Origin of the sequence: Streptomyces sp. NPDC046925 (assembly GCF_040644915.1) — a bacterium.
GTDB lineage: Bacteria > Actinomycetota > Actinomycetes > Streptomycetales > Streptomycetaceae > Streptomyces.
The window spans coordinates 245,546-268,531 of the sequence record NZ_JBEYWZ010000001.1; the positions used below are offsets into that span (position 1 = coordinate 245,546).

Sequence of the window (22,986 nt, forward strand, 5' to 3'; positions counted from 1 at the left end):
GTGTCTTCACGTGCCGTTCCACCACGTCACGGACCCCGTGAATCCTAGCCGTGGCCGACGGAGGTGGGTAAGTCGTACGTTCGATCGCATGCGGCGATCTCGGGGGCGCGCGCAAGGGACACGCGCGGGAAGAACGTCGCCGACGCTCCCGCGCGCCCCCATTTCGGCCAGCTCGGCCGAAGAAGTACTGGTCGGGGCGGAGGGCTTTCCCGAATACTCGTGAGGCATAGGCGGGGGACGGGGGATCTGATGCTGCTCGCCATGGCACTACTGGTGATCGGTGGCACTGCGTTGGTGTCGCGTTGCGGCGGTCCGACCGCCTTCCATCGGCCGTGTCGCCGCAGGCGCAAGGGGCTGTTCGCGCGCTGCCGCGACCACACCTTCACCTTGGTCACGATCACCGATCTGGCGGGCCTCGCGCTGTTCGGGCTGGCCGGCGGCATGTTTGCACTCTTCGGCCCGGCCGTTTGATGCGGCGGCGCAGGCGGAGCCAAGGAGGGTGGGCGGCAATTCCTTGGTGGGCGTGGGGGATAGGCGTCCTGGCCGGGGGCAGCGGTCTGTGGCAGGCGGCCGAGCAGTGGCCGGTGTGGACGGGCGTCGTGCTGGCCGCCGCGACGGTCGGACTGGGCCTGGAGCCGGGGCGGCTGGCCCTACGGAGATGGAGCGGGCCCTCGGCGCTTTCCGCCGGGCCCGTGCGGTATTCGCTGGCGCATCTCGATGCCCTGGATCCCCGGGCGTTCGAGCTGGCGGTCTGTTCCTTGCTGCGTCGGGACGGACTCGCCGCGGAGCATGTCGGCAGAGCCGGGGACAAGGGCGCCGACGTGCTCGTCGTCGACCGTTCGCGGCGACGGGTCGTCGTGCAGTGCAAGCGGCTGCGACCGGATCGACGGGTCGGGGACCAGGACGTACAGCGCGTCAACGGCACGTACCGCCACGACCACGGTGCCGACTTCGCGGTGATCGTCACCACCGGAGGTTTCACGGCAGCCGCGAGAGCCAGCGGTCCACGCTATGGGATCCACCTGGTGGACCGGGACGTGCTGGAGAGGTGGGCGGACGTAGGCGAGCCGCTGTACAGGATCCTGCGGATTCCGGACGTGGACACACGACGCAGGCGCTGGGCGACCGGAACATGACGACGAGAGCGATCAATAGGCTGACGGCTCATCAGCGGCGCGGGTAACCCTGCTCGCAGACACACGAGTTGGCCGTACGAGGGAGAACATGTCCGACGAGATCGAGTCCGCGCAGATCCAGGTTTTCGGTGCCGACCCGCGGCATGCGGAGGTCGAGGCACGAGAGCTCCGAGAGGTGCTGCACCAACTGGACGGCGCCCAGGTGCGCTTCGCCCTGCCCGAAGCGACGGGAAGCAGGGAGGGTGCGAAGGGGGCGGAGCTGCTGACCCCTGAGGTCGTGCTCATCCTCACCACGGGCACCTTCGCGCTGGCGAGGACGGCCATCAAGGCGTGGGTCGACGTCCGCAAGAGCCGCAAGGTGCGTGTCGTGCACTCCGACGGCACGGTCACGGAGTTCCAGGGCGGAGTCTCCGGGCGTGAGGTGAAGGCGCTGCGTGACGGCCAGGACGGACGGAGCGACAGGCCGGGCGCCGCCGGTCCGGGAGACGAGCGATGAGCCGTCAGCACGCCTTGCTCGTAGGCACCGCTGTCTATGAGGACGTGCACTTTCCCGCCCTGCCCTCTGTACGCGCGGACGTCCACTACTTGAGCCAGATCCTGGAGATGCCTGCCGTGGGCAGGTACGAGAAATGCGTACGGGTCGAGGACTCGTCGAAGGCGGCAATCAAGCAGGCCGTCGAGCAGTTTCTCCGGGACCGCGAGCCGGACGAACTGGTCGTGCTCTATCTCAGCGGCCACGGGGCGTACGACCGTGAGGACGGCCAGCTCTACTACGTCACGACGGACACCGAGGCGGACCGGCTCCAGCAGACCGCGCTCGAAGCCTCGTACGTGACAGACCAGTTGGAGAAGTGTGCCGCGCGGCGCAAGGTCCTGCTGCTCGACTGCTGCTTCAGCGGCAGTGCGGTGCAGGGCTTTCGCAGCAAAGGGGCCTCGCACTCGACCACCGCACCGGTGGTCGAGGCCAGCGGCGTGTACGTCATCACCGCATCGCAGCATTGGGAGCAGGCCTTCACCACCGATGCGGACCAGCCCTCGCAGTTCACCAAGGCGATGGTCGACGGCCTGCACTCGGGACAAGCGGACCTGGACGGTGATGGGAAGGTCTCGGCGAACGACCTGTTCCGGTACATCAGCCGTGACCTGCGGAAAGCACCTGATGGACGGCGACAGACACCGACGCAGTCCAGTCTTCAGGTGACCGGCGACATCTATCTCGCCACTGCGTCCACCGGCCGTCAGATTCCCGCCCTCAAGCCGTTGCCCGCCGGGCTCACCGCAGTCACCGATGGAACGGGAGGGGTGACACCGGCACCGGTCAAGGCTGCCGAGGCGGTGCACGACGACTCCGCCTTCACCGACGCCGACTGGACTCGGCTGCTGGCGTACTACCAGCACTGCCTGGAGGCGGAGAACTCCACCGGCGAACTGCTGCCGCTGGTCGGCAGCGAACCGCCACGCGCGGTCTGGCCCGCAGGGGAGGAGGTCCTGCTCTCCGGTACGGAAGCCACGGTACAAGCGCCAGAACGCGTCGTGGACCTGGCCGAGCGTGCGCAGAAGGACAGCGCAGACCTCTGGTACGGATACCCAGTCGCCGTCCTCTACGACGGCAAGCGGCAGGTGTGCGCGCCGCTCGCGATGCGGCAGGTCGAGGTCGAACGCAGTCCACAGGGACACAGCGTGGTGACGCCCACAGGGCCGATCGTCCTGCACCCCAAACTTGTTCTCGACCGGTTGGGCAAGGACGAAGGCAACGAGTTACTCGCGGCCTACCAGCCCAACTGGCGTCCGGGATTCCGCGAAGACATGGTCCGTGACCTGCGCAGCCTGCTGCAGGAACTGGGACTGCCCGACACCGAGCACCTCGATCCCGGATCGCTCGGCGACGGCAGTTCGCTGTACGCCGCGCATGAAGGTGCCCGCAATGTGGCGATCGTCTTCGCCGCACGGTCGGACTCGGCGGCCACCGCACAGCTGATGAAGGACTACAAAACGCTGCAGAAGAGCGTCGGGCAGTTCTCAGGCACCGCGCTCGGGGCACTCACCGCGGGGGCGGGCCAAGGCGTGGACGAAAGCGCCGAGCGTGAGGTGCAGGTAGTCGCTCCGTTGGAGCTGAACGAGGGGCAGGAGGCGGTCATCCGGGCCGCCATGGTCCGTCCGCTCACCGTCGCGACCGGCCCGCCCGGCACCGGGAAGAGCCAGCTCATCGTCAACGCGGTCGCCACGGCCAGAGCGGCCGGCCAGACCGTGCTCGTCGCCTCGACCAACAACAAGGCGGTGGACGAGGTCTGGGAGCGCTGCGAAGCCCTGGCTCCGGGCCTCCTCGTACGTACGGGCAACCAGACAGCCGTCGAAGAAGAGCTGCGGACGCTGGAGAAGCTGACTCGCAGCGTCCGGCCCGACCAGTCTTCCCAGATGCATGGGGGCGAACTGCGGAACCATCTTCGTGAGCAGCAGGCGCTGCGCCGACAACTCGCGGAGGTCGCCGGTCGGGAGCGGGAACTGGCCGACCTCGGCCGACTCCGTTTCTCCTACGCCGAGCAACATCATGGGGACCCGCAGACACTCGCAGCGGCGCTCGGCGACGATGCCTCCCTCAGCCGGTGGCTGCGCCGGGCTCGCACGGCGGTGCGCCTCGGGATCCTGGGTGGGTGGCTGCGAAGGCGGTGCCTGCGCGGTCTCGCCCCGCTGTCCGCGCAGGCCGCGGGGCGTCAAGAGTTCGACGAGTTGGTGCGCTTCGCGAAAGCAGAGGCTGCTTGGCGGCGGACGGGCGCTGAAGCTGATGCGGCTCCGGACGACACCCAACTGCTGACGACGCTTCGGGGGACCGATCGACGGGTCCGGGAGACGGCGGCGGCACTGCTGCAGGCTTCGGTGGCGGAGCAGGCAACGACCGTTCGTGCGGCCATCCACGACCGCATCGAAGCCGTGAAATCACGGTCGCCGCGGCAATGGTCGTCCCTGGAGCGCATCCTGCCGCAGGTTTCGGGCTGGGCCGTCACCGCGAGATCCCCACGGCGGTTCCGGGATCGGGCGGCCCTCTTCGACCTGGTCATCGTCGACGAGGCGAGCCAGTGCTCCACGCCGGACGTGCTGCCTCTGCTCTTTCGCGCACGCCGGGCTCTCGTGATCGGCGACCCCATGCAGTTGCAGCACATCACCACGCTTCAGCCCCGGCAGGAGGCCGAGGCGCACCGTGGGGCGGGGCTGCGGGCGAGTTGGCTCGATGAGCACCGGCTCGAGCACCGTCGGTACTCCGCGTTCCATGCGGCTGCCCACGCGGCCGGGACGACTCTGCTGCTGGACGAGCACTTCCGCTGCCACCCGGACATCGTCGGCATCTCCAACCGGCATTGTTACGGCGACCGGCTGACCGTTCTCACCGAGCCCGGGTCGCTCCGGCGTCTCGAAGGGGTCGACGCGGTTCAGTGGCTCGACGTAGAGGGAACGGCGCGCAGAGGCGACAACGGGTCCTGGATGAATCAGGAAGAGGCAGATCGCGTCCACATCTCGGTGGAGCGATTGCTGAAGCGGCTGCCTGACGGCTCGACGGTAGGAGTCGTCACCCCGTTCCGCGCTCAGAAGGACTTGATCGCCAAGCGTTGGGGGCACGAGCCGCGCGTGCGGGTCGGTACGGTGCACACGTTCCAGGGAGGGCAGCAGGACGTGATTCTGCTGTCACTCGTCGCGGGCGAGAGAATGCGTCCCAGCGCGGTCGGCTGGCTCTGTCGCGAGATCAACCTGTGGAACGTGGCCATCACGCGCGCTCGTTCGCATCTCATCGTGTTCGGTGACCGTGACTTCTGGTCGGTCCGTGCGGGGATGCCGCGTGCGCTGCTGGACGCGGCTGAGGCCAAAGCCGAACAGACCTTGCCCGGAGGTGAGTCCGGGCAGGGCCACGAGTTTGTCGGAGACCGGCTTCAACACCTCCTGGCGGGTCAGATCTCCGGAATCCAGCTTGACCGGAACGTCACGGCCGACGGCTATCCCTACGATTTCGATGTCCGCCGGGGCTCGGCCGTGGCCCAGGTCCAGCTGGACCACGGGGCATCCGCCGAGATGGAGGACGCACGACATCTGAGGCTCGCCCTCAGCCATGCCGCCCTGCTTCCCAACGGCGTGCGACTGCCGGCCTGGCACGTGTGGGCCGGTCGAGCGGAGCGTGTTACACGGCGGCTCAGCGGCGGGTGAGGGCGAAGCCCGGAATTTCGTCGAGATAAACCTGAATATGCCCCACGCCAATGTCTGCTCACTACACTGGAGTTGGGGGCATCTCACTGACTTGACCTGCGCGACGACGGCCGTCACCGGCACCTCATCAGCATGTCGTTCGAGCCTCTCCGACGACCGACTTCTTCGCAGCCCGCCAGGAGCTCAATGTGCCGTACACGGCAGAGATCAGCCGCAGTAATCCGACGAGCATCATCTTCCTGGTCGACCAATCGACCTCTATGAGCGATCCCATCGGCGGTGAAGTTCCCCAGCAGAAGGCTGACGTCGTTGCCGACGCCATCAACCGGCTGCTCACGGAACTCTCGGTCAAGTGCGCAAAAGAAGAAGGCGTGCGCGACTACTTCCACGTCGCGGTCATCGGCTACGGAGCCACCGTGGGCTCAGCGTTCGCGGGATCGCTGGCGGGCCGAGACATCGTCCCCCTCAGCGAGGTGGCGGACAATCCGGCCCGCGTCGACGAGCGAAGCAAGAAGGTGCCCGACGGTGCCGGCGGCCTGGTCGAAACGGCGGTCAGCTTCCCGCTGTGGATGGACCCGACCGCTCGCGGCGGAACTCCGATGAACCGCGCACTTCAATACGCCGAAAGTCTTGTCGCGGGGTGGACCGAGCGCTACCCGGCCAGTTTCCCGCCCATCGTCATCAACCTGACGGACGGAGAGTCTACAGACGGCGACCCCACCGCGGCTGCCGAGGCCGTCACCTCGCACGCCACCGCCGATGGAGCCGCGCTGCTGTTCAACCTGCACGTGTCCGCCGCGGGCGGCACCCCCACCGCCTTCCCGGACACGGACAACGGTCTCCCCGACAGCTATGCCCGGACACTGTTCGCCATGTCGAGCCCGCTGCCCAGCCACATGCGGTCGTACGCAGCGTCACAGGGGCAGCGGGTCAGCGAGACCACCCGCGGATTCGTCTACAACGCGGACATCACCACGGTCGTGCAGTTCCTCGACATCGGCACCCGGGCCACTGAACTGCGGTGACGACTTCCACATCATGCGTGTACGTCACGCAATTCGTGGCCCCAAAGCACGGGAGCACGGAGGCGGAATGCGAAGACGCCGTTGCAGTGCTTCCCGGCCGTCCACACGACTGTGAGCTCCAGGAGCCGCTGACCGCGGGCGTTTGCGACGGTGCGACGGAGAGTGCCCTGGCCAAGGACTGGGCCAGGCTGCTGTCCCGCACGGCGGCCGAACAGGCAATGGAACGGCCGGACCTGCTGGGAGGAGGCACCGCTTTCGAGGAATTCGCATCGTCGGCGGTGTCTCAGTGGGAGCCCTGGCTCGGGCGGTACACGCAGGCGCGCCAGGAGGAAGGGCGCCCGCTGAAGTGGTATGAGCACACCAAGATCGCCGAGGGTGCCTACGCGACACTGCTCACTGTGCGTATCGACCCGGACGCCGCTGCCGAGTCCGACACGGCTGAACCGGCCTGGCGATGGCGTGCTGCCGCGCTCGGGGACAGCTGCCTGTTTCACCTGCACAACAACCGGCTGGTACGGGCGTTCCCTGTGGCGACCGCCGAAGAATTCGGCACAAATCCTGACCTGTTCGGCAGCCGCAACCACGACGTGGAACTGCTGGCCCGCCGCACGTTCTTCACCGAAGGCAGGTGCGGCCCCGGGGACCGGCTGCTCCTGATGACGGATGCCCTGGCCGCGTGGCTCTTGTCAGCCTCCGACCAGGAAGACGCCGTACACCAGTTGCTGGAGTACGCCGGGCCTGACGACCTGAACCAGTTCGAGAACTGGCTGGCTGATCTCCGGGACCGTAGGCAATTGCGCAACGACGACGTGGCTTTCGTACGGATCGATTTCGAGGGGCGGTGAACGTGGGCCCGGCCACTGGTCCCCAGCGGCAATTCCCGAGCGGTGCCGACTACGCGGAGGCTTTGCAGCACACGCAGTTGTGCTTCCAGCATCCAGAACTCAAAGGCGCCCGTCCGGAACTGACCAAGCTAGGACTGCCTCGCGCCATCTCCGGCGCCTTCGCGAGTGTCTTCTCGCTGACCTCGGACACCTCAGGCCAGCGGTACGCGATCAAGTGCTTCACCCGCCACGTTCCGGACCAGGAACGTCGCTATCAGGCCATCAGCTCCCGACTCGCGCGGCTGAACCCGGCCGAACTCTCGCAGCCCTGGAACCTTGGATTCGAGTACCTTCCCTCTGCCATCAGCGTCGGGCGGGATCGCTACCCGGTCCTGAAGATGGAATGGGCGGAGGCCGTCACGCTGTCATCCTGGCTCGACGACAATCATGCCCACGGGTTCGCCGTCGACCGTATGGCAGAACGGTTCGAGGCCCTGACCCGTGATCTGGCCGCCCACGAGATAGCCCACGGCGACCTTCAGCACGGCAACCTGCTCGTCGCGGGCGATGACACGTTACGGCTGGTCGACTACGACGGCATGTACGTCCCCGCACTGGACGGAATGGGCGGTACTGAGCGAGGACACCGCAACTATCAGTCACCCATGCGCGGGAATGATGACTTCGGGGTGGCGCTGGACCGGTTCTCCGCCTGGGTCATCTTCTTGTCGCTCAAGGCGATCGCTTCCGATCCTGCTCTGTGGAATCGGCTGCACGAGCCGAGTGGCGAGTTCCTGCTGCTCACCGAAGATGACTTCAAGAATCCGGGTGGCTCCACCAGACTGCAGACGCTGCTGACCCACCCCGACCGGACGGTGAGCGGACTCGCCGACCAAGTACGGTCCTTGGCCTTCCAGCCGTTGGACGTGCTGCCCCCGCTCGCCCTGGCCGTCCCCGGGCAAAGAGTCGCCGCGACGAACTCAACGGCATCGGTTGGTGGCGCCAAGGCCGCTGCTCCAGGTACAGGCGGACTGCCCGGTTGGATGGCTGGGCATGTCCCTCCGCAGTCTGCGCCGACGCCGACTGAGCCATCGGGCATGGCCCCGGTCGGTTTCCGCACCCGGACGTGGCTGGATGTTGCCTCTGCCGTGCTCCTTCCGCCCATGCTGATCGCAACCGTCCTGATGGTTGTCGCGGGGTTCTCGGCATCACCGGTCGGGCCAGGAATACCGGTTCTCGCTGCGCTCGCATTCACAGCGTTCGCATGGAGCCGTCGTTCGGAGCGAACACAGGTAAGGGCGGCTCTCGCCAAGCTGACCAATGAACTGGGCCAGCTCGATGACCCGGTCAAGGCAGCGGAGAAGCTACGTAAGGACCGGGCGAAGTTCGATGCGGCGGAGGCGAAGCGGACCGCGGCCTTCCCACGAGCCCTGGACAAGCTCACGGCTCAGTACCACGGCGAGCTCAAGGAGGCCGAGAAGCGCAAGGTCCGCAAGCAGCGCGACATGGACAAGAAAATCGACGGGCTTGCGGGGGAATTGAGCAGAGCCCTGGCCAAGGCACTCTCCGAGAAGCAGTCGGCGTACGTGCGGGATCAGCTCAGCCGACGGCTGATTGCCCAGTCCCCGCCGACGGGCATCGGGCCGAAACTCGCCTCCCGTCTGGCAGCGGCGGGAATCCGAACAGCGGCTGACTTCACGGGCTATCGGCCGGTGCAGAACACCCACTACAACAGCACTGGCGCCGTACTCGTGTTGAGCAACGGCCGGGTCATCGACGTTCACGGCATCGGCGAGACCAAGGCCATCGCCCTCGATATCTGGCGTAAACGCTTGGTCGCCTCTGCTGAAGCACGGCAACCGACCTCCCTCAGTGCGTCAGAGCGACGGCCTATCGAGCAAGGCGTCGCCAGTCGGCGGGCCCGGTTCACCGCACAGCGCAAGGATGTGGAATCCGAGACCGATGCTTTGCGAGTGAAGGCACGGAAGCAGATGGTGGACGGACAGGACCGACTCACCCGAGCCAACTCTGTCGCGGGCGATCAGGCCCGGCAGCAGCGGGAGGAGTTCAGTCGGCGCACGGTCGGGCTCCAGCAGAACAGCGCGCTCCACGGGACACTGAGCGACTCCGTCGAGGCTGCCAAACTCCGGCAGCGTGAACTGTCGTTCGTGTGCTATTTGGGGTTCCTCTACTTCCGTCGGTGACATCGCGCTCGTCCGCCTGACAGCGCTTCGTTAAGTCTTTCCGTTGATGCCGATCGTGAGCACGTTGGCAGTGTGGACGCGCATGAAATAGATCGTTTGCGCGAGCTGCGTTGGGGCTGTTCGTGGCCGATGTGTTCGCCTCGGTGCCGCCGCAAGGCTCAGCGGGCCATGCGTGATCCTGCTCGTGGCAAGAATTTCCTGATGACGGGCGCGATCTGTGCGTCGACCTGATCGTCCGTTTCGGGGCCGTTCGATGGCTGCTTCGGTCATGCGAGCGGAAGTCCTATCCTCGGCTGACGAGCGAGGACTCCCCGCTGGCCGGCAGGAGCCGCATCACCGACGAGGCGGCTCCCGCCAGAGCCCTTCGTGGTGGGAAATCCCGCATCTCACCCATGGAGGGCACCGCGCGAGGAAGCGACGAGGGGGGAGCCTCGTTCCTCGCGCCCGGGCGGCCGTCGCCGCCCCACGCGCGGCGGCCGCCGTCAACCGGCCGCTTCGAACGCGCAGTCACGACGTTACTCCGCCTTCGCCGCACCGTCCGCACACCCGCGCAGTTGGTACGAAGCGTCGCACCCCGTGCGTGTGAGCCTCATCGGCCGGGCAGCGATTTCAGCTGGTCGGCGCGTGTGTCGGCGATGCCGGACGCCAGACGTCGGACCTCGCTGCTGCCGGCCGAGCGAGCCGCGGAGCGCGAGACGCGCCGCGAATGGCCGAGGTGGTCGCGGAGCTCCCTGAGGACGAAGCGGTCGAACGCGGCGCCGGTGAGCCGACGGCCGCGGGTGAGATCGCTCTCGGTCACCATGCCGGGCATGTCATGGCCCTGGTGCACATTGGTGTCGGGCAGGCCCATGCGGTGCAACAGCGGCCGCAGCGTGGCGAGTTCGGAGCGGTGTGCCTTGGCGAGACCTGTCGCCCACGTCGCCACGGCCGGTGAGGAGCCGCGGTCGGCGGCGAGAGCGAGCAGCTCTTCGGCCTGATCGTCCATCGGGATCAGGAGCTGTATCCAGCCGGTGTCGGTGGCGGTGGCTCCGGGGAGGGAGGGAGCGGCCGCTGACACCGAAGGCGCGGACGAGACAGGCCGTGCGGACGGCGTCGAGCAGCCCGTCAGGAGCACGGCGAGGGGCAGGGACAGCGCGAGCGCGGGAGCGAGACGGAGGGCGGTTACCGGTTTCATGAGGGCTTCCGGTGGGCGGGCCCGTGCCCGGCCGGAGGAGAGCCCGGCCGGCCACGGGGTGTGAGGGGTTGGAGGTAAGGGTTGGAGGTACGGGAGTGAGGCGCGCGGGTCAGGAAGGACGCCCGTCGGCCCCGCACTTGATGATGGGGTTGATGCAGTCACGCACCCGGCGCTTCATCTCGTCCTCGGGCCATACGTTGATGAAGTCGCCGTGCATCGTGTACCCCGCCCCCGAGGCGAGCCGCAGGTCGGCGGGGTTGCCGTTGACGGGGTAGCGCAGGACCTGACGGAGCTTGGGCACCGGAACCGGGTGGGTGCCGGGGCAGGCGCCGTTCACCGGGTAGGACATGTGGCTCTTGTGGTCCGCGGAGTCGAGGTCCTTGCCGTTCCAGCACTGCGGGAAGTCGAGGTAGGACTCCAGCATCGACCCCGCCGGGCAGTTGACGAAGTCGTGCGAGGAGCCGACCTCGCCGTGGTGCAGGCAGGACCAGCGGGAGATGGTGTTGTCGTTCGGCCCGGTGGCCTTGGCGTTGCCCGCCACGATGCGCAGGCCGCGGGGGATGGGCTGTGTCTTGGCGATGATGTCGTCCCTGACCCCCTCGCCGAGGTAGTAGAACGTGGTGCCCGTCGGCTCCACCGGGGTGTTGCCCTTGTACAGGGTCGGCACCCAGTAGGCGGAGAGATCGGTGTCGGGCGAACAGGTGCTCGCGGAGCCGTCGAGGCTGCCCATGCTGGAGTGGGCGTTGGTCGACTTGTTGCCGAAGAAGCTGTGCATGTGGGAGGCGCCGGGGAGCCCGGGGAAGATGATCGGGTCGTCCGGTGCGCGGTGACTGGCGGGACACTCGGCCAGGAACTCGGCCACGCGTACGACGTCCGCCTTGGGCGGGGTGGCCGCCTGCGCGCCGCTCTCGGGGAGCGTGACGCCGAGCAGGGGTAAGGCCAGGGCAAGCAGCGCCACGGGCAGCGGCAGCCGGCGCCGGCGGTGGGAGCGGGGTGGTTCCGGCTTCGGGGGAGCGGGGTGTCCGGACATGGGGACTCCGATCGGTTCGGTGTGAGCGTGGATGTGCGGAACGTGCGCGTGAGGGGGGATCGCAGCAAAAGGGCAGACAAATACCCCGAAGGCTCCGGAGCCCGAAGGCCCCGGAGCCCCAAGAGCCCTAACCCTTCTGCTCGACCCGCACCCAGTCGATCTCCGCCTTGACCCCGCCCGCGGCGATCCTGTCGACGCTGGACTGCGGCAGGCCCCAGTACGGCTGGGTGACCTTGTTCCAGCCCGCCGGATAGGCGCCGCCCAGGGCGAGGTTGAGGATGACGTACTGGTCGTGGTCGAAGACCCATTCGCCGCGAGTGGACTCCAGCTTGTTGCGCGTCGTCTCCTGGACGAGGCGGTCGTCGACGTAGAAGCGCATGCCCGTCGGTGTCCACTCCACCGCGTACGTGTGCCACTGGTCGGCGGTGCCGCCGCCCGGATAGGTCTGGCGGGCGCCGATGTTGCCGTCCGCCGAGTAGCCGGGGCCGTGCAGGGCGGAACTCGTCCAGTCCCCGTAGCCGATGTTCTCCATGATGTCGGTCTCGCCGGAGGCGGGCCACGAGACGTTCGGGTCGTCGACGTTGCTGCCCAGCATCCAGAAGGCGGGCCAGAACCCGTCGCCGACCGGCAGCTTCATACGGGCGCTGACCTTGCCGTATGTGAAGTCGAACTTGGTGTTGGTGTCGATGCGGCCCGAGGTGAAGTCATAGGTGCCGCCGCCCGCGGTGGTGCAGTTGTCGCAGTACTTCGCCTCCAGGGACAGACTGCCGTTCTGTGTACGGATGTTGTTCGTGGAGTCGACGTACGCCTGCGACTCGCCGTTGACCGAACCCATCTCCTGACCGGTCCTGACGACACGCCACTTGGAGCGGTCCAGGCTCGCGCCGGTGAAGTCGTCGAAGAACGTCGTCCGGTACGCCCCCGACTGGTCGCCCGGCAGGGCCGGATAGGCCGCCGACGCGCTGCCGCCCGTGCCCCACACCTGGAACTCGTAGAGCGAATAGCCGAATTGGGCGGTGGAGGGAGCCGGGTTGTAGAAGGAACGGCGTTCCTTGCCGAGCATCCGCACATAGCGCCCTGTCGCGGGCTGCGAGAGCTTGACGCTGTCGTGCAGCCCCACCGCGTCACCCGGCGACTTGACGTTCGCCCGCCGCGCGGCGACCTCCGACGCCGACGGCTTGTGCACGGTGCGCCAGGACTGGTTGTCGTCGGAGACCTGGAGTTCGTAGTCGACCGCGTAGGCCGCCTCCCAGTACAGGTCCACGGTGTCGATGGTCGAGCGCGCGCCCAGGTCGACCGAGACCCAGCGGTTGGCGTTCCAGTCGCTCGACCAGCGGGTCTGATCGGCCTTGAGGTCGGCCGGCCAGCCGCCGTCGGTCACGAAGGACGGTGAATTGCCGGCGTGCTGATAGCGGTTGGAGTAGGCGGGGTGGTTCAGGGCGAGGTTCGAGCGGGTCGTCGAGGCCGGGGCGGGCGCGCCGCCGTAGACCTTGAAGGCGTGCAGCGAGTAACCCCACGGTGTGGCGCGTTCGACGCCGCGCATCCTGACGTAGCGGCCCGTCACTTCCTGGGGATACGTGTGGGCGGTGACGGAGCCGCCCGTGCCTGCCGTCTCGGTGTAGAAGGGGGTCCAGTCGGTGCCGTTCTTCGACACCTCCAGGACGTACTTCTTGCCGTAGGCGGCCTCCCAGTCCAGTACGACGCGGTCGATGCGCAGGGTGGTGCCGAGGTCGAGGCGTATCCACGCGTCGTCGGCGAACTGGCTCGACCAGCGGGTCGAGGCGTTGCCGTCGAAGGCGGCGCCGGGTCCCGCGCTGCCCGCCTCGTTGCCGGACGCGGTCGCCGACGCCGGGTTCGCGGCGTACGCCTCGGCCGCGCGGTCGGTGTCCCAGGCCGCGGCCGCCACCGCGCCGGGGTTGTCCGCGGGCGCGGCGGAGGCGAGGCCGGTGAGCAGGGTCAGGACGCAGGCCGTCGCCAGCGCGACGACGGGGGTGAGTCTGAGGGCGGGTCTCTCTCTTCGGGAGGTGCCGGAGTGCATGCTGCTCTCCTTGCGGGTGGGTGGACTGGCCGGTGGGGGAGGCGGGTCAGGGGTACTGGACCACCTGGGACGGCACCGTGTCGGAGCCCGACGTGGGGTTGCCCGTCGAGTTGATGACGTGCGCGTATTGGCCCTTGCCGCCCAGCGAGACGACGAGCAGGTGGTGGAACTTCACGCCGGACTTGTTCGGGGCCTGGAAACCGTGCTCCTGCACGATGGACGGAGCGACGTTGTAGTAGCAGTAGCTGCCCAGACCCCAGCCCTCGTGCGTGTTGACGGAGTCGGCGACCTTGTACGCGGCGTAGCCCCGGATGCTGCCGTTCTGGATGGCGGCCTGGTTGGGGGCGTCGTACGCCTTCTCGTTCTGGTAGAAGATCGTGCGCCCGCGCTCGCCGTTCCACTGCACGTCGTACTTGTTGAAGTGCTCCACGAACAGGCCGGTGGCCAGGACGTCGGCGCCGTTCACGACCACGCCGTAGTCGGCCCGGTTGGTCTCCCAGCCGACGCCGTCGCCGTGATCGGCGCGCCAGACCCAGGTGTGGTCGACGATGGTGTGCCGGCTGTTGACGACCATGCTGGTGGTGGCCTTGCCCGCGCCCGCACCGCCGATACGGATGAACACGTCCTGGACGGTGGTCGGGTTGCCGACGTGCGAGCCCGTGGCGCCCGCGGGACCGACCTCGACGAGGGTCTTGGAGTTCTGCGGCCCGGCGTCGACGAGGAACCCGGCCAGGCGCACCCCGTCCACGTCGGCGGTCTTCACCGCGGTCACTCCGTTGTCCGGGATGAGGGTGGCGTAGCCGATGCCGAGGACCACGCTGTTGGCCTTCTTGACCTCGATCGGCCGGTCCAGGTGGTAGATGCCGGGGGTGAGCAGGAGGTGGAGCCCCTTGTCGAGCGCGGCGTTCAGGGTGGCCGCGCTGTCGCCCTCCTTGGCTACGTAGAAGGCGGAGAGGGAGAGGGACTGGCCCTTCGGGGTGCCGTTGCCCCAGCTGGTGCCGCGGGCGTTGGTGCGCAGGGCGGGCAGGAAGACCTTGTACTCGCCGCCGTCGAGGTAGAGGAAGGGCTTCTCGCGGGAGTACGGGGTGTTGTTCAGGGTCGTGTAGGGCGGGTTGGGGAAGGTGTCGCCGGGGGCGCCCTCCACGCCGGAGAAGACCATGTTCCACACCGCGTTCAGCCAGCCGCCGATCGAGCTGTCCCGTGTGTACCACTGCTGCTGCGAGTACGGCTGTACGGTGCCGTCGATGCGGCTGTCGGCGATGTAGCCGCCGCTGGCCCAGCCGTAGCCGTTGGGCGCGAGGTTCAGGTCGCCGCGTACGTGCATGCGGCGGAACGGCGCGGCCTGCGAGACGGCCCAGCGGTTACCGCCGCTGACCGGGGAGAGGGAGAGGTTCTCCGCCGAACGCCAGAAGTTCTGCGTGGCGTTGCCGTTGAACCAGCCCGCGTCGACGGTCACGTCGCCGTTGAAGTGCGTGTCGTCGGGGGACAGGCCCAGGCCCATGATCGAGGTGTAGAAGCCGATCTGGGCGTTGAGGCCGCCGTAGGTGCCGGGCTTGAACAGCAGGGCGTAGCGGGCCTTGCCGAACTGCGCTGACTCCTGCTTCTTGAAGACCTCGTCCAGCTTCGCCTGGATGCCCCCGGTGGAGGGGTCGAAGATGATGACGTTCGGCCCGAAGTCCGGAGCGGCGGCGTTCGCGGGCCGGGGGCCACGGGCTGCGGGGGCCTGCGCCGGTGGCGCGTCGGGAGCGGCGACCGCGTGGGAGGCGAGCATCCCGGTGGCCGGAACCGCGAGGGCCGCGGCGAGTGCCGTGCGGCGGGAGAGGGACGATCCGGCGGCGGGCGTGGGCTTGTGCTCAGACATGGCGAGTCTTCCTGTCAGCAGGGGGTGGGGGCACTGCTCCGGAGGGGGGCGGCACAGCTCCGGGGTGGGTGGGCAGAGCGGTGCCGTAAGTGTTCGGTTTGAGTTCAGAACATGAACGTTGATCTCTGAGAGAGCGCTCTCTCGCGTTGGATAGTTGTGTCTGAGACAAGAAGCGTCAAGGGGGTGCGCACGATGTCGCGCTGACTCGGTGGAGAGAAGTCAACTAGGTGCCCGTGTGGGCAAGTTGGCGCCAATAGCTCGTACGTGGGGGAATTGTCCGCCGGTGTGGGGCGCGGGCCAACCGGCCTTTGCTGCCCCGCACTTGATGCCTCATCAGGCAAAGAGTTCCGAACAGCCCTCTCCTTGATTGCTATAAAGACACCGTGACTCCCGATGCCCTGCGCCCCGCCCGCCCCGTGACGTTGGAGGACGTGGCCCGGACGGCGGGGGTGTCACGCGCCACCGTCTCCCGGGTGGTGAACGGCGCGCCCACCGTCGACCCGGAGCTGCGCCGCAAGGTGGAGGAGGCCGTCGAGGCCACCGGATACGTGCCCAACCAGGCGGCCCGTTCCCTGGTGACCCAGCGGACCGACTCCATCGCCCTGGTGGTCTCCGAGCAGGAGCGGCGGCCGGTGGCGGCTCCCTTCGTCGGCCGGATGTTCACCGACCCCCACTTCGGGCGGGTGGTCGGCGGGCTCCTGGACGTACTGCGCCCGGCCGGGGTGCAGATGGTCCTGATGCTGGTGGACGACGACACCTCGCGCCGGCAACTGCTTTCGTATCTGCGGCAGGGGCATGTGGACGGAACGGTGCTTGTCTCCTCGCACGCCTCCGATCCGCTTCCCCGGCTGATCGCGGAGACCGGGCTGCCCGCCGTCCTTGCCGGACGCCCGGCGGGGACGGTGCCGCTGCCGTACGTGGAGGTGGACCAGCGCGCGGGGGCGCGGATGGCCGTCGACCGGCTTGTCTCCGGGGGGCGCCGCAGGATCGGCACCATCGCGGGGCCGCAGGACATGCCGGCCGCCCGGGAGCGCCTCGAGGGCTTCCGCGACGCGCTGGCCGCGCACGGCGTGACCGGGGCGCCGTGGGCGGAGGCGGACTTCACCCGGGTGGGCGGCGCCGAAGCGATGCGGCATCTCCTGGCCGATCACCCGGACCTGGACGGCGTGTTCGTCGCCTCGGACCTGATGGCGCAGGGCGTGCTCCAGACGCTGCTGCGGGCGGGCAGACGGCTGCCGGGGGACGTCGCGGTGGTCGGCTTCGACGACAGCGAGGCCGCCCGGTCCTGCGAGCCCGCGCTGACCACGGTCCGGCAGCCGGTGGAGGAGATGGCCGGCGAGATGGCCCGGCTGCTCCTCGGCCGGATCAAACAGCCGGGCGACGCGCCGCTGTCGATGGTGTTCCGCCCGACGCTGGTGGAGCGGGCCTCCGCGTGACCGCCCTGCCGGGCATCGTCGCTCACGACAGGGACCCCGTTGCGCCCCCGCTCAGGACAGGAACGCCACCAGCGTCACCGTCGTCCCGCTCTGGCCGACCGTGACCTCGCAGTCGTCCGTGAGGGCGTGGGCCAGCCACAGGCCCCGGCCGTTCTCGGCCTCGTCCGCCTCGGGGAGGGAGGCCGACTCGCACGGCTCCGGGCAGTTCAGGCCCGGCCCGCCGTCCGCGACGGAGCAGCGCAACCCCGCGTCCGTGCGGGCGAGATGGATCCGCCCCTTGCCGCCGCCGTGCACGACGGCGTTGCTCGCGACCTCGTGCACGGCGAGCACGAAGTCGCTGAGCCGGGGTTCGCACAGGCCCGCGTCCTCGGCACGACGGGTGACGAGCAGACGCAGGCGGGCCAGGTCGGTCATGCCGAAGGGAAGTTCGAGAAGGGTGGCCCTTGCGGAGGGCAGGGCGAGGGTGTCGTTGACGTGCTCCCGGTGCAGGGCCGGGTCACCGCCGTTGTCGTCGTTGCCGATGCCGCGGTTGAGGATCACTGAACGGATCACTTCACCCTTCGCCCAGGACGAGTTGAGATGTTTCGGCGGCTCCGCAGAGCCGTAACACTTTGCCCTGCGCGGGTGAGCAGCGGACCGCGAGGCGGTGGTCACGGGGCAGCCTGCTCGCGAGACGCAGCAGAGTCGATGCGCCGCGTATGTCCATGAAGCACAGCTCGGACAGGTCGAGCACGCGGGGGAGTCCGGGGGCGGCCAGGGCGTGCGCGAGCGCCGAGTCGAACTCCGCGTGCGTCGCGATGTCGACGTCTCCGGCGATCCGCAGCTCGGTTCCGGTCCGCGTCACCTCCAGCGCGCCGAGGCGGCGCAGGACCCGTTTGGGATGCGCGCGGTGTATCCGGCCCAGGACGCCCTCGTCGAACTTCCGCAGGTCGTACTCGCAGACGGCGGTGAACCCGATCTCCGCGAAGAGCGGCGAGAGGCTCGCCTCGTACTCGACCAGGAGATCGTGGTCGACGCCCGGTTCCGCGGCCCAGCCCATGTCGCCGACGATCCGGAGTCCCGAGAATCCGCCGTGGCGGGCCTTGTCGGTCAGCTCCACCCACATCTGGGCCCGTTCGACGGGATCGAAACCGGTCGCCGGGTCGTACCCGGGCACCTCGTCGACCACGACCAGGCGTCCGTCCATGAGCGCGGGGCCCAGCCGGAAGCCGCAGCCGCTCAGCTGCTCGGCCGCGAGCGCGGGGGTGGTCGCGCGGTCGGTGAAGAAGATCACTTGCTCGCCGCGCGAGAGGCCGATGTCGGCGTACGCGGCGCGGAGTTCCCAGCGGGATTCGTCGTCGTCGAATCCGAGGCATGCGTGATCCCCGGGGTTCATACGGGTGACGGAGACCGTCCTGGTCACAGAACTGGCGCCCATGGGGCAGACCTTAGGGGCGGCGCGCGGCGGCACGGTCCCCGTGATCACTGTTGACTGAAGTCGTTCCAATCGCTGGACAACTCGATAGTTCGTTACGGCGAGCGATCGGTGAAGGTGATGATCGCGGCATGGTTCCGACACCTCCCGACGGGCGCGGGCGGCCGTGGGCGGGCGCGGAGGTTCTACGTCGGTACGACCGTCGTCTCCGTCGCCTTTACGCTGGTCCACACCGGTGTGCCGTCCGTGAGGCCGAGTTCCGTCGCGGCCTGCGGGGTGATCTCGGCCACGAGGTCGGGGGCCTCGGACGAGGTGATCAGGAGGCGCAGGCGGCTGCCGCTCGTGGTGATCTCGCGGATGGTGCCGGGCCAGACGTTGCGGGGACTGCCGGTGGGTTTGTCGCGGTGCACCGAGACCGCCTCCGGGGCGATGATCGCCAGGGCCTCGGTGCCCGCCGGGAGCGGGTCTGCGGTCACGAGGGTGCCCCCGCCGGGCAGGGCGAGGCCATCGGGTCCCGCGGTGCCGGGCCAGGCGTTGCGGCCCAGCATCCTGGCCACCCACGGGGAGCGCGGGTGCCGGGTCACCTCGGCGGGCGTCTCGTCCTGGAGGGCGAGCCCCTGGTCGAGTACGAGAACACGGTCGGCGAGGGACACCGCCTCGACGGGGTCATGGGTGACGATCAGGCAGACACCGCCGAAGGTGTCGAGGTGCGTGCGCAGGGTGTGGCGCACATGGGCGCGGGTCGTCTGGTCGAGCGCGGCGAGCGGTTCGTCGAGCAGAAGCAGCCGGGGCCGGGCCGCCAACGCCCTGGCCAGCGCGACCCGTTGGGCCTGACCGCCGGAGACCTGGGCGGGCTTGCGGTGCGCGAGGTGACCGACGCCGAGCCGGTCGAGCCACTCCTGCGCGCGCCGCCGGGCCTCGGCGCGCGGGACGCCGAGCGCGCGGGGCCCGTACGCCGTGTTCGCGAGGGCACTCATGTGCGGGAACAGGGCGCCGTCCTGCGGGACCCAGGCGACGTGACGGCGGTGCGGCGGAAGCTTGGTGACGTCGGTGTCGCCGAGGCGGAGGTCGGCGTGGGCGCGCGGGGTGAGTCCCAGGAGCGCGCGCAGCAGCGTGGTCTTGCCCGCGCCGTTGGGTCCGACGACGGCGATGGTGGTCCCCGGTTCGGCGTCCAGGGAGAGCCGGTTGAAGCCGGTGACCTCGGCGCGCAGGGGCCAGCGCTCCTCCGGGGCGGGCGGCGCGGGCTCGGTCACGACAGCACCGGACGCGACAGCACCGGACGCGACAGCCCCGGACGCGACAGCCCCGGACCCGGCGTCCCCCGGAAACGCGGGCGCGCCCGCGTCGTCCGGCACCTGCTCGGACCCCCCTGATCGCCCTGCCCGCCCCGTTCCCCCCGACCGCCCGCCCCGCCGGTCGCCGGGCGTGCTCATCCAGCGCCCGCGCAGCGCCACGAGCACCGCCATGGCGATGGCGAGCAGCAGCAGCGACACGGACGTCGCGGCCTCGGGGGAGTCCTGGAGCAGCAGATACACCTGTAGGGGCAGGGTCTGGGTGCTGCCGGGCAGGTTGCCCGCGAAGGTGATGGTCGCGCCGAACTCACCCAGGGCGCGCGCCCAGGTCAGGGCGGCTCCGGCGATGAGCCCGGGGGCGACCATGGGCAGCGTGACGGTGCAGAAGACCCGTACCGGCGAGGCTCCCAGGGACGCCGCTGTTTCCTCGTAGCGGGGGCGCAGTCCGCCGAGCGCGCCTTCGAGGCTGATGACGAGGAACGGCATCGCGACGAAGGTCGCCGCGATCACCGCGCCCGACATGTGGAACGGCAGGGTGATCCCGAACGTGTCCTCGAGCCAGGGGCCGAGCAGTCCGCGCCGCCCGAAGGCGAGCAGCAGGGCGACTCCGCCCACGGTGGGCGGAAGCACCATCGGGAGCAGGACGAGGGACCGTACGACCGCCTTGCCGGGAAAGTCGACGCGGGCGAGGAGCCAGGCCAGCGGCACCCCGAGCAGCAGGGACAGGCCGAGCGCCCAGAGGGAGACGACGAGGGACAGCTTCAGCGCCTCTGTCGTTCCCTCGCTGGTCAGATGGGCGCCGAGCTCACCCCACTCGGTACGGACGAGGATCCCGAGCAGCGGCAGCATCAGGAACGCGATGGCGAGCAGCGCGGGAATCGCCAGGGCGATCGGGGTGCGGGGGCCGGAGGTCCGGCCGCGCGGGCGTTTCATCGTGGTCCCTGGGGTGCGCTCGGTGCGGTGTCGCGAGGTGAGGGGGCGTCAGGGGTGTGCCGGGGGACGGCCCGGCTGCCCCGACCGGGGAGGCGGTCGGCCCCCTCACCCCGGCTGGTGCGGCCACCGCTTCTCGAAGCGGTGGCCACGGGTGTGACTCCTGCTGGTACTGCTACGGCTTCTCGAAGCCCGCGTCCTTCAGGATCTTCTGTGCGGCGGGCGTGGACAACCACTTCACGAACGCCGTCGCGGCTTCCTCGTGCTTCGAGGTCTTCAGTGTGGCCGCGGGGTACTCGGCGATCGCGTTCTCGGCGTCGGGAATCTTGATCGCGTCGACCTTGCCGGTGGCGGTGGCGGCGTCCGTCTTGTAGACGAGCCCGGCGTCCGCCTCGCCCAGTTCGACCTTGCTCAGGACCGCGCGGACGTTGGGTTCCTGCGAGACCGGCTTCACGTCGATCTTCTGGTCGTCGAGGATCTGCTTGCTGTAGCGGCCGACCGGCACCTCGGACGCGGCGAGCACGACCTTCAGCTTGCTGTCGGAGAGGTCCTTCAGCTCGGCGACCTTCTTCGGGTTGCCCTCGCCGACCGCGATGACCAGGCGGTTCTTGGCGATCACCGACGGAGTTCCGGTGTCGGACTTCAAGCCGTCCATGGTCTTGGTGTCGGCGGTGACCAGGGCGTCGGCGGGGGCGCCCTGCTTGACCTGGGCGGCGAGTTCCTGGGAACCGGCGAAGGAGAAGTTGACCTTCGTTCCCGGGTTCTCCTTCTCGTACGCGGCGCCGGCCGTCTCGAAGACGTCGGTGAGCGAGGAGGCGGCGAGCACCGTCAGGTCGGCCTTCGGGGCGGAGTCGCCCGCGGACTTCTTGGAGCTGTCGCCCTTGTCGTCGTCGTTGCCGCAGGCGGCGAGCGGGACGAGCAGGGCGGCCGTGAGCACGGCGGCGGCGGTGCGGCGCCCGGCGGGGCCGAGAGCGCTGAGAGCAACGGACATGAGCGTGGAACTCCTTGGGGACGAGGCCGGCGGCGCGGTCCGGCCCGTGGTTGCGGATCCCGGGGTGCGGACCGGGGGTCAGGTGCGGTCGATGTGCACGCTGGTGGACTTCACGCGGGCGGTCGCCCGCATGCCGACCTCCAGACCGAGCTCCTCCACGGCCTCCCTGGTCAGGAGCGAGACGAGCCGGTGCGGACCTGCCTGGATCTCGACCTGGGCCGCGACATCGCCGAGCTTCACGGAGGTGACGATGCCGGGAAAGGCGTTGCGGGCCGAGGTGTAGGGGACGTCGTCGTCGCCGTTGCCCCCTTGTGGCTGCACCTGCGCGATCTCGACGGAGAACGCGGCGAGGTCGCGGCCGTCGATGAGCCGACGGCCGCCCTCGTCCCGGTGGGTCGTGACCCGTCCGGCGTCCGCCCAGCGGCGCGCGGTATCGGGGCTGACGCCGAGCAGACGCGCCGCCTGTCCGATCGTGTAGGACTGCATGCGCGACACGATAAGCCGCTCTACCTGGCATCTACAACATGCATAGGTGATTGTCCATGGCAGATGCCACCCTCCTTGGAGGAATGCTCAAAAGGGACGCTCAACAGGAATGCTCAAGAGGGAGTACTCAAGAGGGAGCGCCGTCACCGGGGCGCGTGGTCGCCTTCACCTGTGGCACCTGCTTCAGGACGATGCCGAAGTGCGTGGCGTACGCGTCGAGCACCTCGGAGTCCGTGGCCAGCTCGACGACATGGCGCTCACCGTCCGTCGTGGTGGTGAGGGTGCGCCCGCTGAGGGTGATCCGGCCGGTCCCGGTGAGCAGCGAGCAGACCAGTGACTGCGTGAAGTGCGACCGGGGCGAGGTGCGGTGCCACCAGGCGCCGGCCGTGAAGTCGCCGAGGGCACGCGGGCGCCGGTCGGCCACGTACTGGAGCTTGCCGTCCCTGCTGACGTCCAGATCGCCCTCGGGGGTCTCGGTGACGCAGAAGGTGCCGCCGGGATCGGACTGGTCGCCGCGGTCGCCGAAGACCAGCGGGAAGTGGCTGTGGGTGCCGAAGCCGATGTCCGCGAGCCAGTCGCCCCCGTCGGACGTGCGTACGCGCAACGCCAGGTGGTCGTAGGGGATTCCGGGCTGCCCGGAGGCGTCGTACACGCGCGCTTGCATCAGGGTGACCTGGAAGCCGAGGGCGGTGAGCAGTGCGGCGAAGGCGCCGTTGAGTTCGTAGCAGAAGCCGCCGCGGTGGGCGCCGACCACCTTCGCGACCAGGGACTCCTCGGTGAGTTCGATGTCCTCGTCGAGGTGGATGGAGAGATTCTCGAAGGGGACGGCACGCAAATGCGCGAGATGCAGATCGTGCAGGGCCCGCGTGGTGGGAGCGGCGGGGCGCTCGGCGCCGATGCGGCGCAGGTAAGCATCCGTCTGGTCAAAATCCATGGGCAGATTCTTGCGCGTCG

At 69.1% G+C, this 22,986-nt stretch carries 18 protein-coding genes; 8 read left to right on the forward strand and 10 right to left on the reverse strand.

From position 1 onward, the window contains the following. The first annotated feature begins 249 nt into the window (after positions 1-249). The 7 genes from ABZ906_RS00960 (at position 250) to ABZ906_RS00990 (ending at position 9,380) form a co-directional block, all read left to right on the forward strand. Entirely contained in the window at positions 250-471 is a 222-nt protein-coding gene (locus ABZ906_RS00960) for a hypothetical protein (protein WP_361375835.1), read from the forward strand. A 113-nt stretch (positions 472-584) separates the two neighbouring features. After that, a complete protein-coding gene (locus tag ABZ906_RS00965) occupies positions 585-1,136 on the forward strand; it encodes a restriction endonuclease (RefSeq protein WP_361375838.1) in 552 nt (183 codons plus the stop codon). Positions 1,137-1,224: 88 nt separating this feature from the next. After that, positions 1,225-1,632: a hypothetical protein gene (locus ABZ906_RS00970; protein ID WP_361375841.1), complete on the forward strand. Its 408-nt coding sequence runs from the start codon at positions 1,225-1,227 to the stop codon at positions 1,630-1,632. Further along, positions 1,629-5,327 carry an AAA domain-containing protein gene (locus ABZ906_RS00975; RefSeq protein WP_361375844.1) on the forward strand — a complete coding sequence of 1,233 codons (3,699 nt, stop codon included), beginning with the start codon at positions 1,629-1,631 and terminating at the stop codon, positions 5,325-5,327. Before ABZ906_RS00970 ends, ABZ906_RS00975 begins: the two co-directional genes overlap by 4 nt. 188 nt (positions 5,328-5,515) lie before the next feature. Then, positions 5,516-6,352 carry a vWA domain-containing protein gene (locus ABZ906_RS00980; RefSeq protein WP_361375847.1) on the forward strand — a complete coding sequence of 279 codons (837 nt, stop codon included), beginning with the start codon at positions 5,516-5,518 and terminating at the stop codon, positions 6,350-6,352. A 17-nt stretch (positions 6,353-6,369) separates the two neighbouring features. Next, positions 6,370-7,197 (forward strand): hypothetical protein, encoded by an 828-nt coding sequence (locus ABZ906_RS00985; RefSeq protein WP_361375850.1) that lies wholly within the window; start codon positions 6,370-6,372, stop codon positions 7,195-7,197. Between the two features lie 62 nt (positions 7,198-7,259). Next, the gene (locus ABZ906_RS00990) at positions 7,260-9,380 is read left to right on the forward strand and encodes a hypothetical protein (RefSeq protein WP_361375853.1); all 2,121 of its coding nucleotides are present in this window, start codon (positions 7,260-7,262) and stop codon (positions 9,378-9,380) included. Between the two features lie 589 nt (positions 9,381-9,969). Here ABZ906_RS00990 and ABZ906_RS00995 read toward each other — a convergent pair. From ABZ906_RS00995 to ABZ906_RS01010, 4 genes are all read right to left on the reverse strand, one after another. Further along, positions 9,970-10,554, reverse strand: a complete 585-nt coding sequence (locus tag ABZ906_RS00995) for a DUF305 domain-containing protein (protein ID WP_361375856.1) — start codon at positions 10,552-10,554, stop codon at positions 9,970-9,972. A 109-nt stretch (positions 10,555-10,663) separates the two neighbouring features. Then, the gene (locus tag ABZ906_RS01000) at positions 10,664-11,584 is read right to left on the reverse strand and encodes a DUF1996 domain-containing protein (protein WP_361375859.1); all 921 of its coding nucleotides are present in this window, start codon (positions 11,582-11,584) and stop codon (positions 10,664-10,666) included. Between the two features lie 127 nt (positions 11,585-11,711). Continuing rightward, positions 11,712-13,622, reverse strand: coding sequence for a discoidin domain-containing protein (locus ABZ906_RS01005; protein ID WP_361375862.1), 1,911 nt, complete (start codon positions 13,620-13,622; stop codon positions 11,712-11,714). Between the two features lie 46 nt (positions 13,623-13,668). Continuing rightward, positions 13,669-15,483 carry a coagulation factor 5/8 type domain-containing protein gene (locus tag ABZ906_RS01010; protein ID WP_361375865.1) on the reverse strand — a complete coding sequence of 605 codons (1,815 nt, stop codon included), beginning with the start codon at positions 15,481-15,483 and terminating at the stop codon, positions 13,669-13,671. A gap of 383 nt (positions 15,484-15,866) precedes the next feature. Here ABZ906_RS01010 and ABZ906_RS01015 point away from each other — a divergent pair, with 383 nt between their 5' ends. Beyond that, positions 15,867-16,919: a LacI family DNA-binding transcriptional regulator gene (locus ABZ906_RS01015; protein WP_361375868.1), complete on the forward strand. Its 1,053-nt coding sequence runs from the start codon at positions 15,867-15,869 to the stop codon at positions 16,917-16,919. A gap of 51 nt (positions 16,920-16,970) precedes the next feature. Here the strand turns inward: ABZ906_RS01015 and ABZ906_RS01020 are convergent, their stop codons facing one another. From ABZ906_RS01020 to ABZ906_RS01045, 6 genes are all read right to left on the reverse strand, one after another. Continuing rightward, positions 16,971-17,471 (reverse strand): ATP-binding protein, encoded by a 501-nt coding sequence (locus tag ABZ906_RS01020; protein ID WP_361375871.1) that lies wholly within the window; start codon positions 17,469-17,471, stop codon positions 16,971-16,973. 1 nt (position 17,472) lies between these two features. Beyond that, positions 17,473-18,336 (reverse strand): MEDS domain-containing protein, encoded by an 864-nt coding sequence (locus tag ABZ906_RS01025; protein ID WP_361375874.1) that lies wholly within the window; start codon positions 18,334-18,336, stop codon positions 17,473-17,475. A gap of 182 nt (positions 18,337-18,518) precedes the next feature. Then, entirely contained in the window at positions 18,519-20,558 is a 2,040-nt protein-coding gene (locus tag ABZ906_RS01030) for an ABC transporter permease (RefSeq protein WP_361375877.1), read from the reverse strand. A 172-nt stretch (positions 20,559-20,730) separates the two neighbouring features. Beyond that, positions 20,731-21,546 (reverse strand): molybdate ABC transporter substrate-binding protein, encoded by an 816-nt coding sequence (gene modA, locus ABZ906_RS01035; RefSeq protein WP_361375880.1) that lies wholly within the window; start codon positions 21,544-21,546, stop codon positions 20,731-20,733. A gap of 78 nt (positions 21,547-21,624) precedes the next feature. After that, complete coding sequence (locus tag ABZ906_RS01040) at positions 21,625-22,032, reverse strand: helix-turn-helix transcriptional regulator (protein WP_361194979.1); 408 nt, start codon at positions 22,030-22,032, stop codon at positions 21,625-21,627. A gap of 127 nt (positions 22,033-22,159) precedes the next feature. After that, a complete protein-coding gene (locus ABZ906_RS01045) occupies positions 22,160-22,966 on the reverse strand; it encodes an arylamine N-acetyltransferase (RefSeq protein WP_361375883.1) in 807 nt (268 codons plus the stop codon). Positions 22,967-22,986: the final 20 nt, after the last annotated feature.

Bases quoted from the DNA above. Each gene is read 5' to 3' on its own strand.
- ABZ906_RS01000 (WP_361375859.1), bottom strand. From the start codon at position 11,584: ATGTCCGGACACCCCGCTCCCCCGAAGCCGGAACCACCCCGCTCCCAC.
- ABZ906_RS01005 (WP_361375862.1), bottom strand. From the start codon at position 13,622: ATGCACTCCGGCACCTCCCGAAGAGAGAGACCCGCCCTCAGACTCACC.
- ABZ906_RS01030 (WP_361375877.1), bottom strand. From the start codon at position 20,558: ATGAAACGCCCGCGCGGCCGGACCTCCGGCCCCCGCACCCCGATCGCC.
- ABZ906_RS00975 (WP_361375844.1), top strand. From the start codon at position 1,629: ATGAGCCGTCAGCACGCCTTGCTCGTAGGCACCGCTGTCTATGAGGAC.
- ABZ906_RS00960 (WP_361375835.1), top strand. From the start codon at position 250: ATGCTGCTCGCCATGGCACTACTGGTGATCGGTGGCACTGCGTTGGTG.
- ABZ906_RS00970 (WP_361375841.1), top strand. From the start codon at position 1,225: ATGTCCGACGAGATCGAGTCCGCGCAGATCCAGGTTTTCGGTGCCGAC.
- ABZ906_RS01040 (WP_361194979.1), bottom strand. From the start codon at position 22,032: ATGCAGTCCTACACGATCGGACAGGCGGCGCGTCTGCTCGGCGTCAGC.
- ABZ906_RS00995 (WP_361375856.1), bottom strand. From the start codon at position 10,554: ATGAAACCGGTAACCGCCCTCCGTCTCGCTCCCGCGCTCGCGCTGTCC.
- ABZ906_RS01045 (WP_361375883.1), bottom strand. From the start codon at position 22,966: ATGGATTTTGACCAGACGGATGCTTACCTGCGCCGCATCGGCGCCGAG.
- ABZ906_RS01010 (WP_361375865.1), bottom strand. From the start codon at position 15,483: ATGTCTGAGCACAAGCCCACGCCCGCCGCCGGATCGTCCCTCTCCCGC.
- modA (WP_361375880.1), bottom strand. From the start codon at position 21,546: ATGTCCGTTGCTCTCAGCGCTCTCGGCCCCGCCGGGCGCCGCACCGCC.
- ABZ906_RS01025 (WP_361375874.1), bottom strand. From the start codon at position 18,336: ATGGGCGCCAGTTCTGTGACCAGGACGGTCTCCGTCACCCGTATGAAC.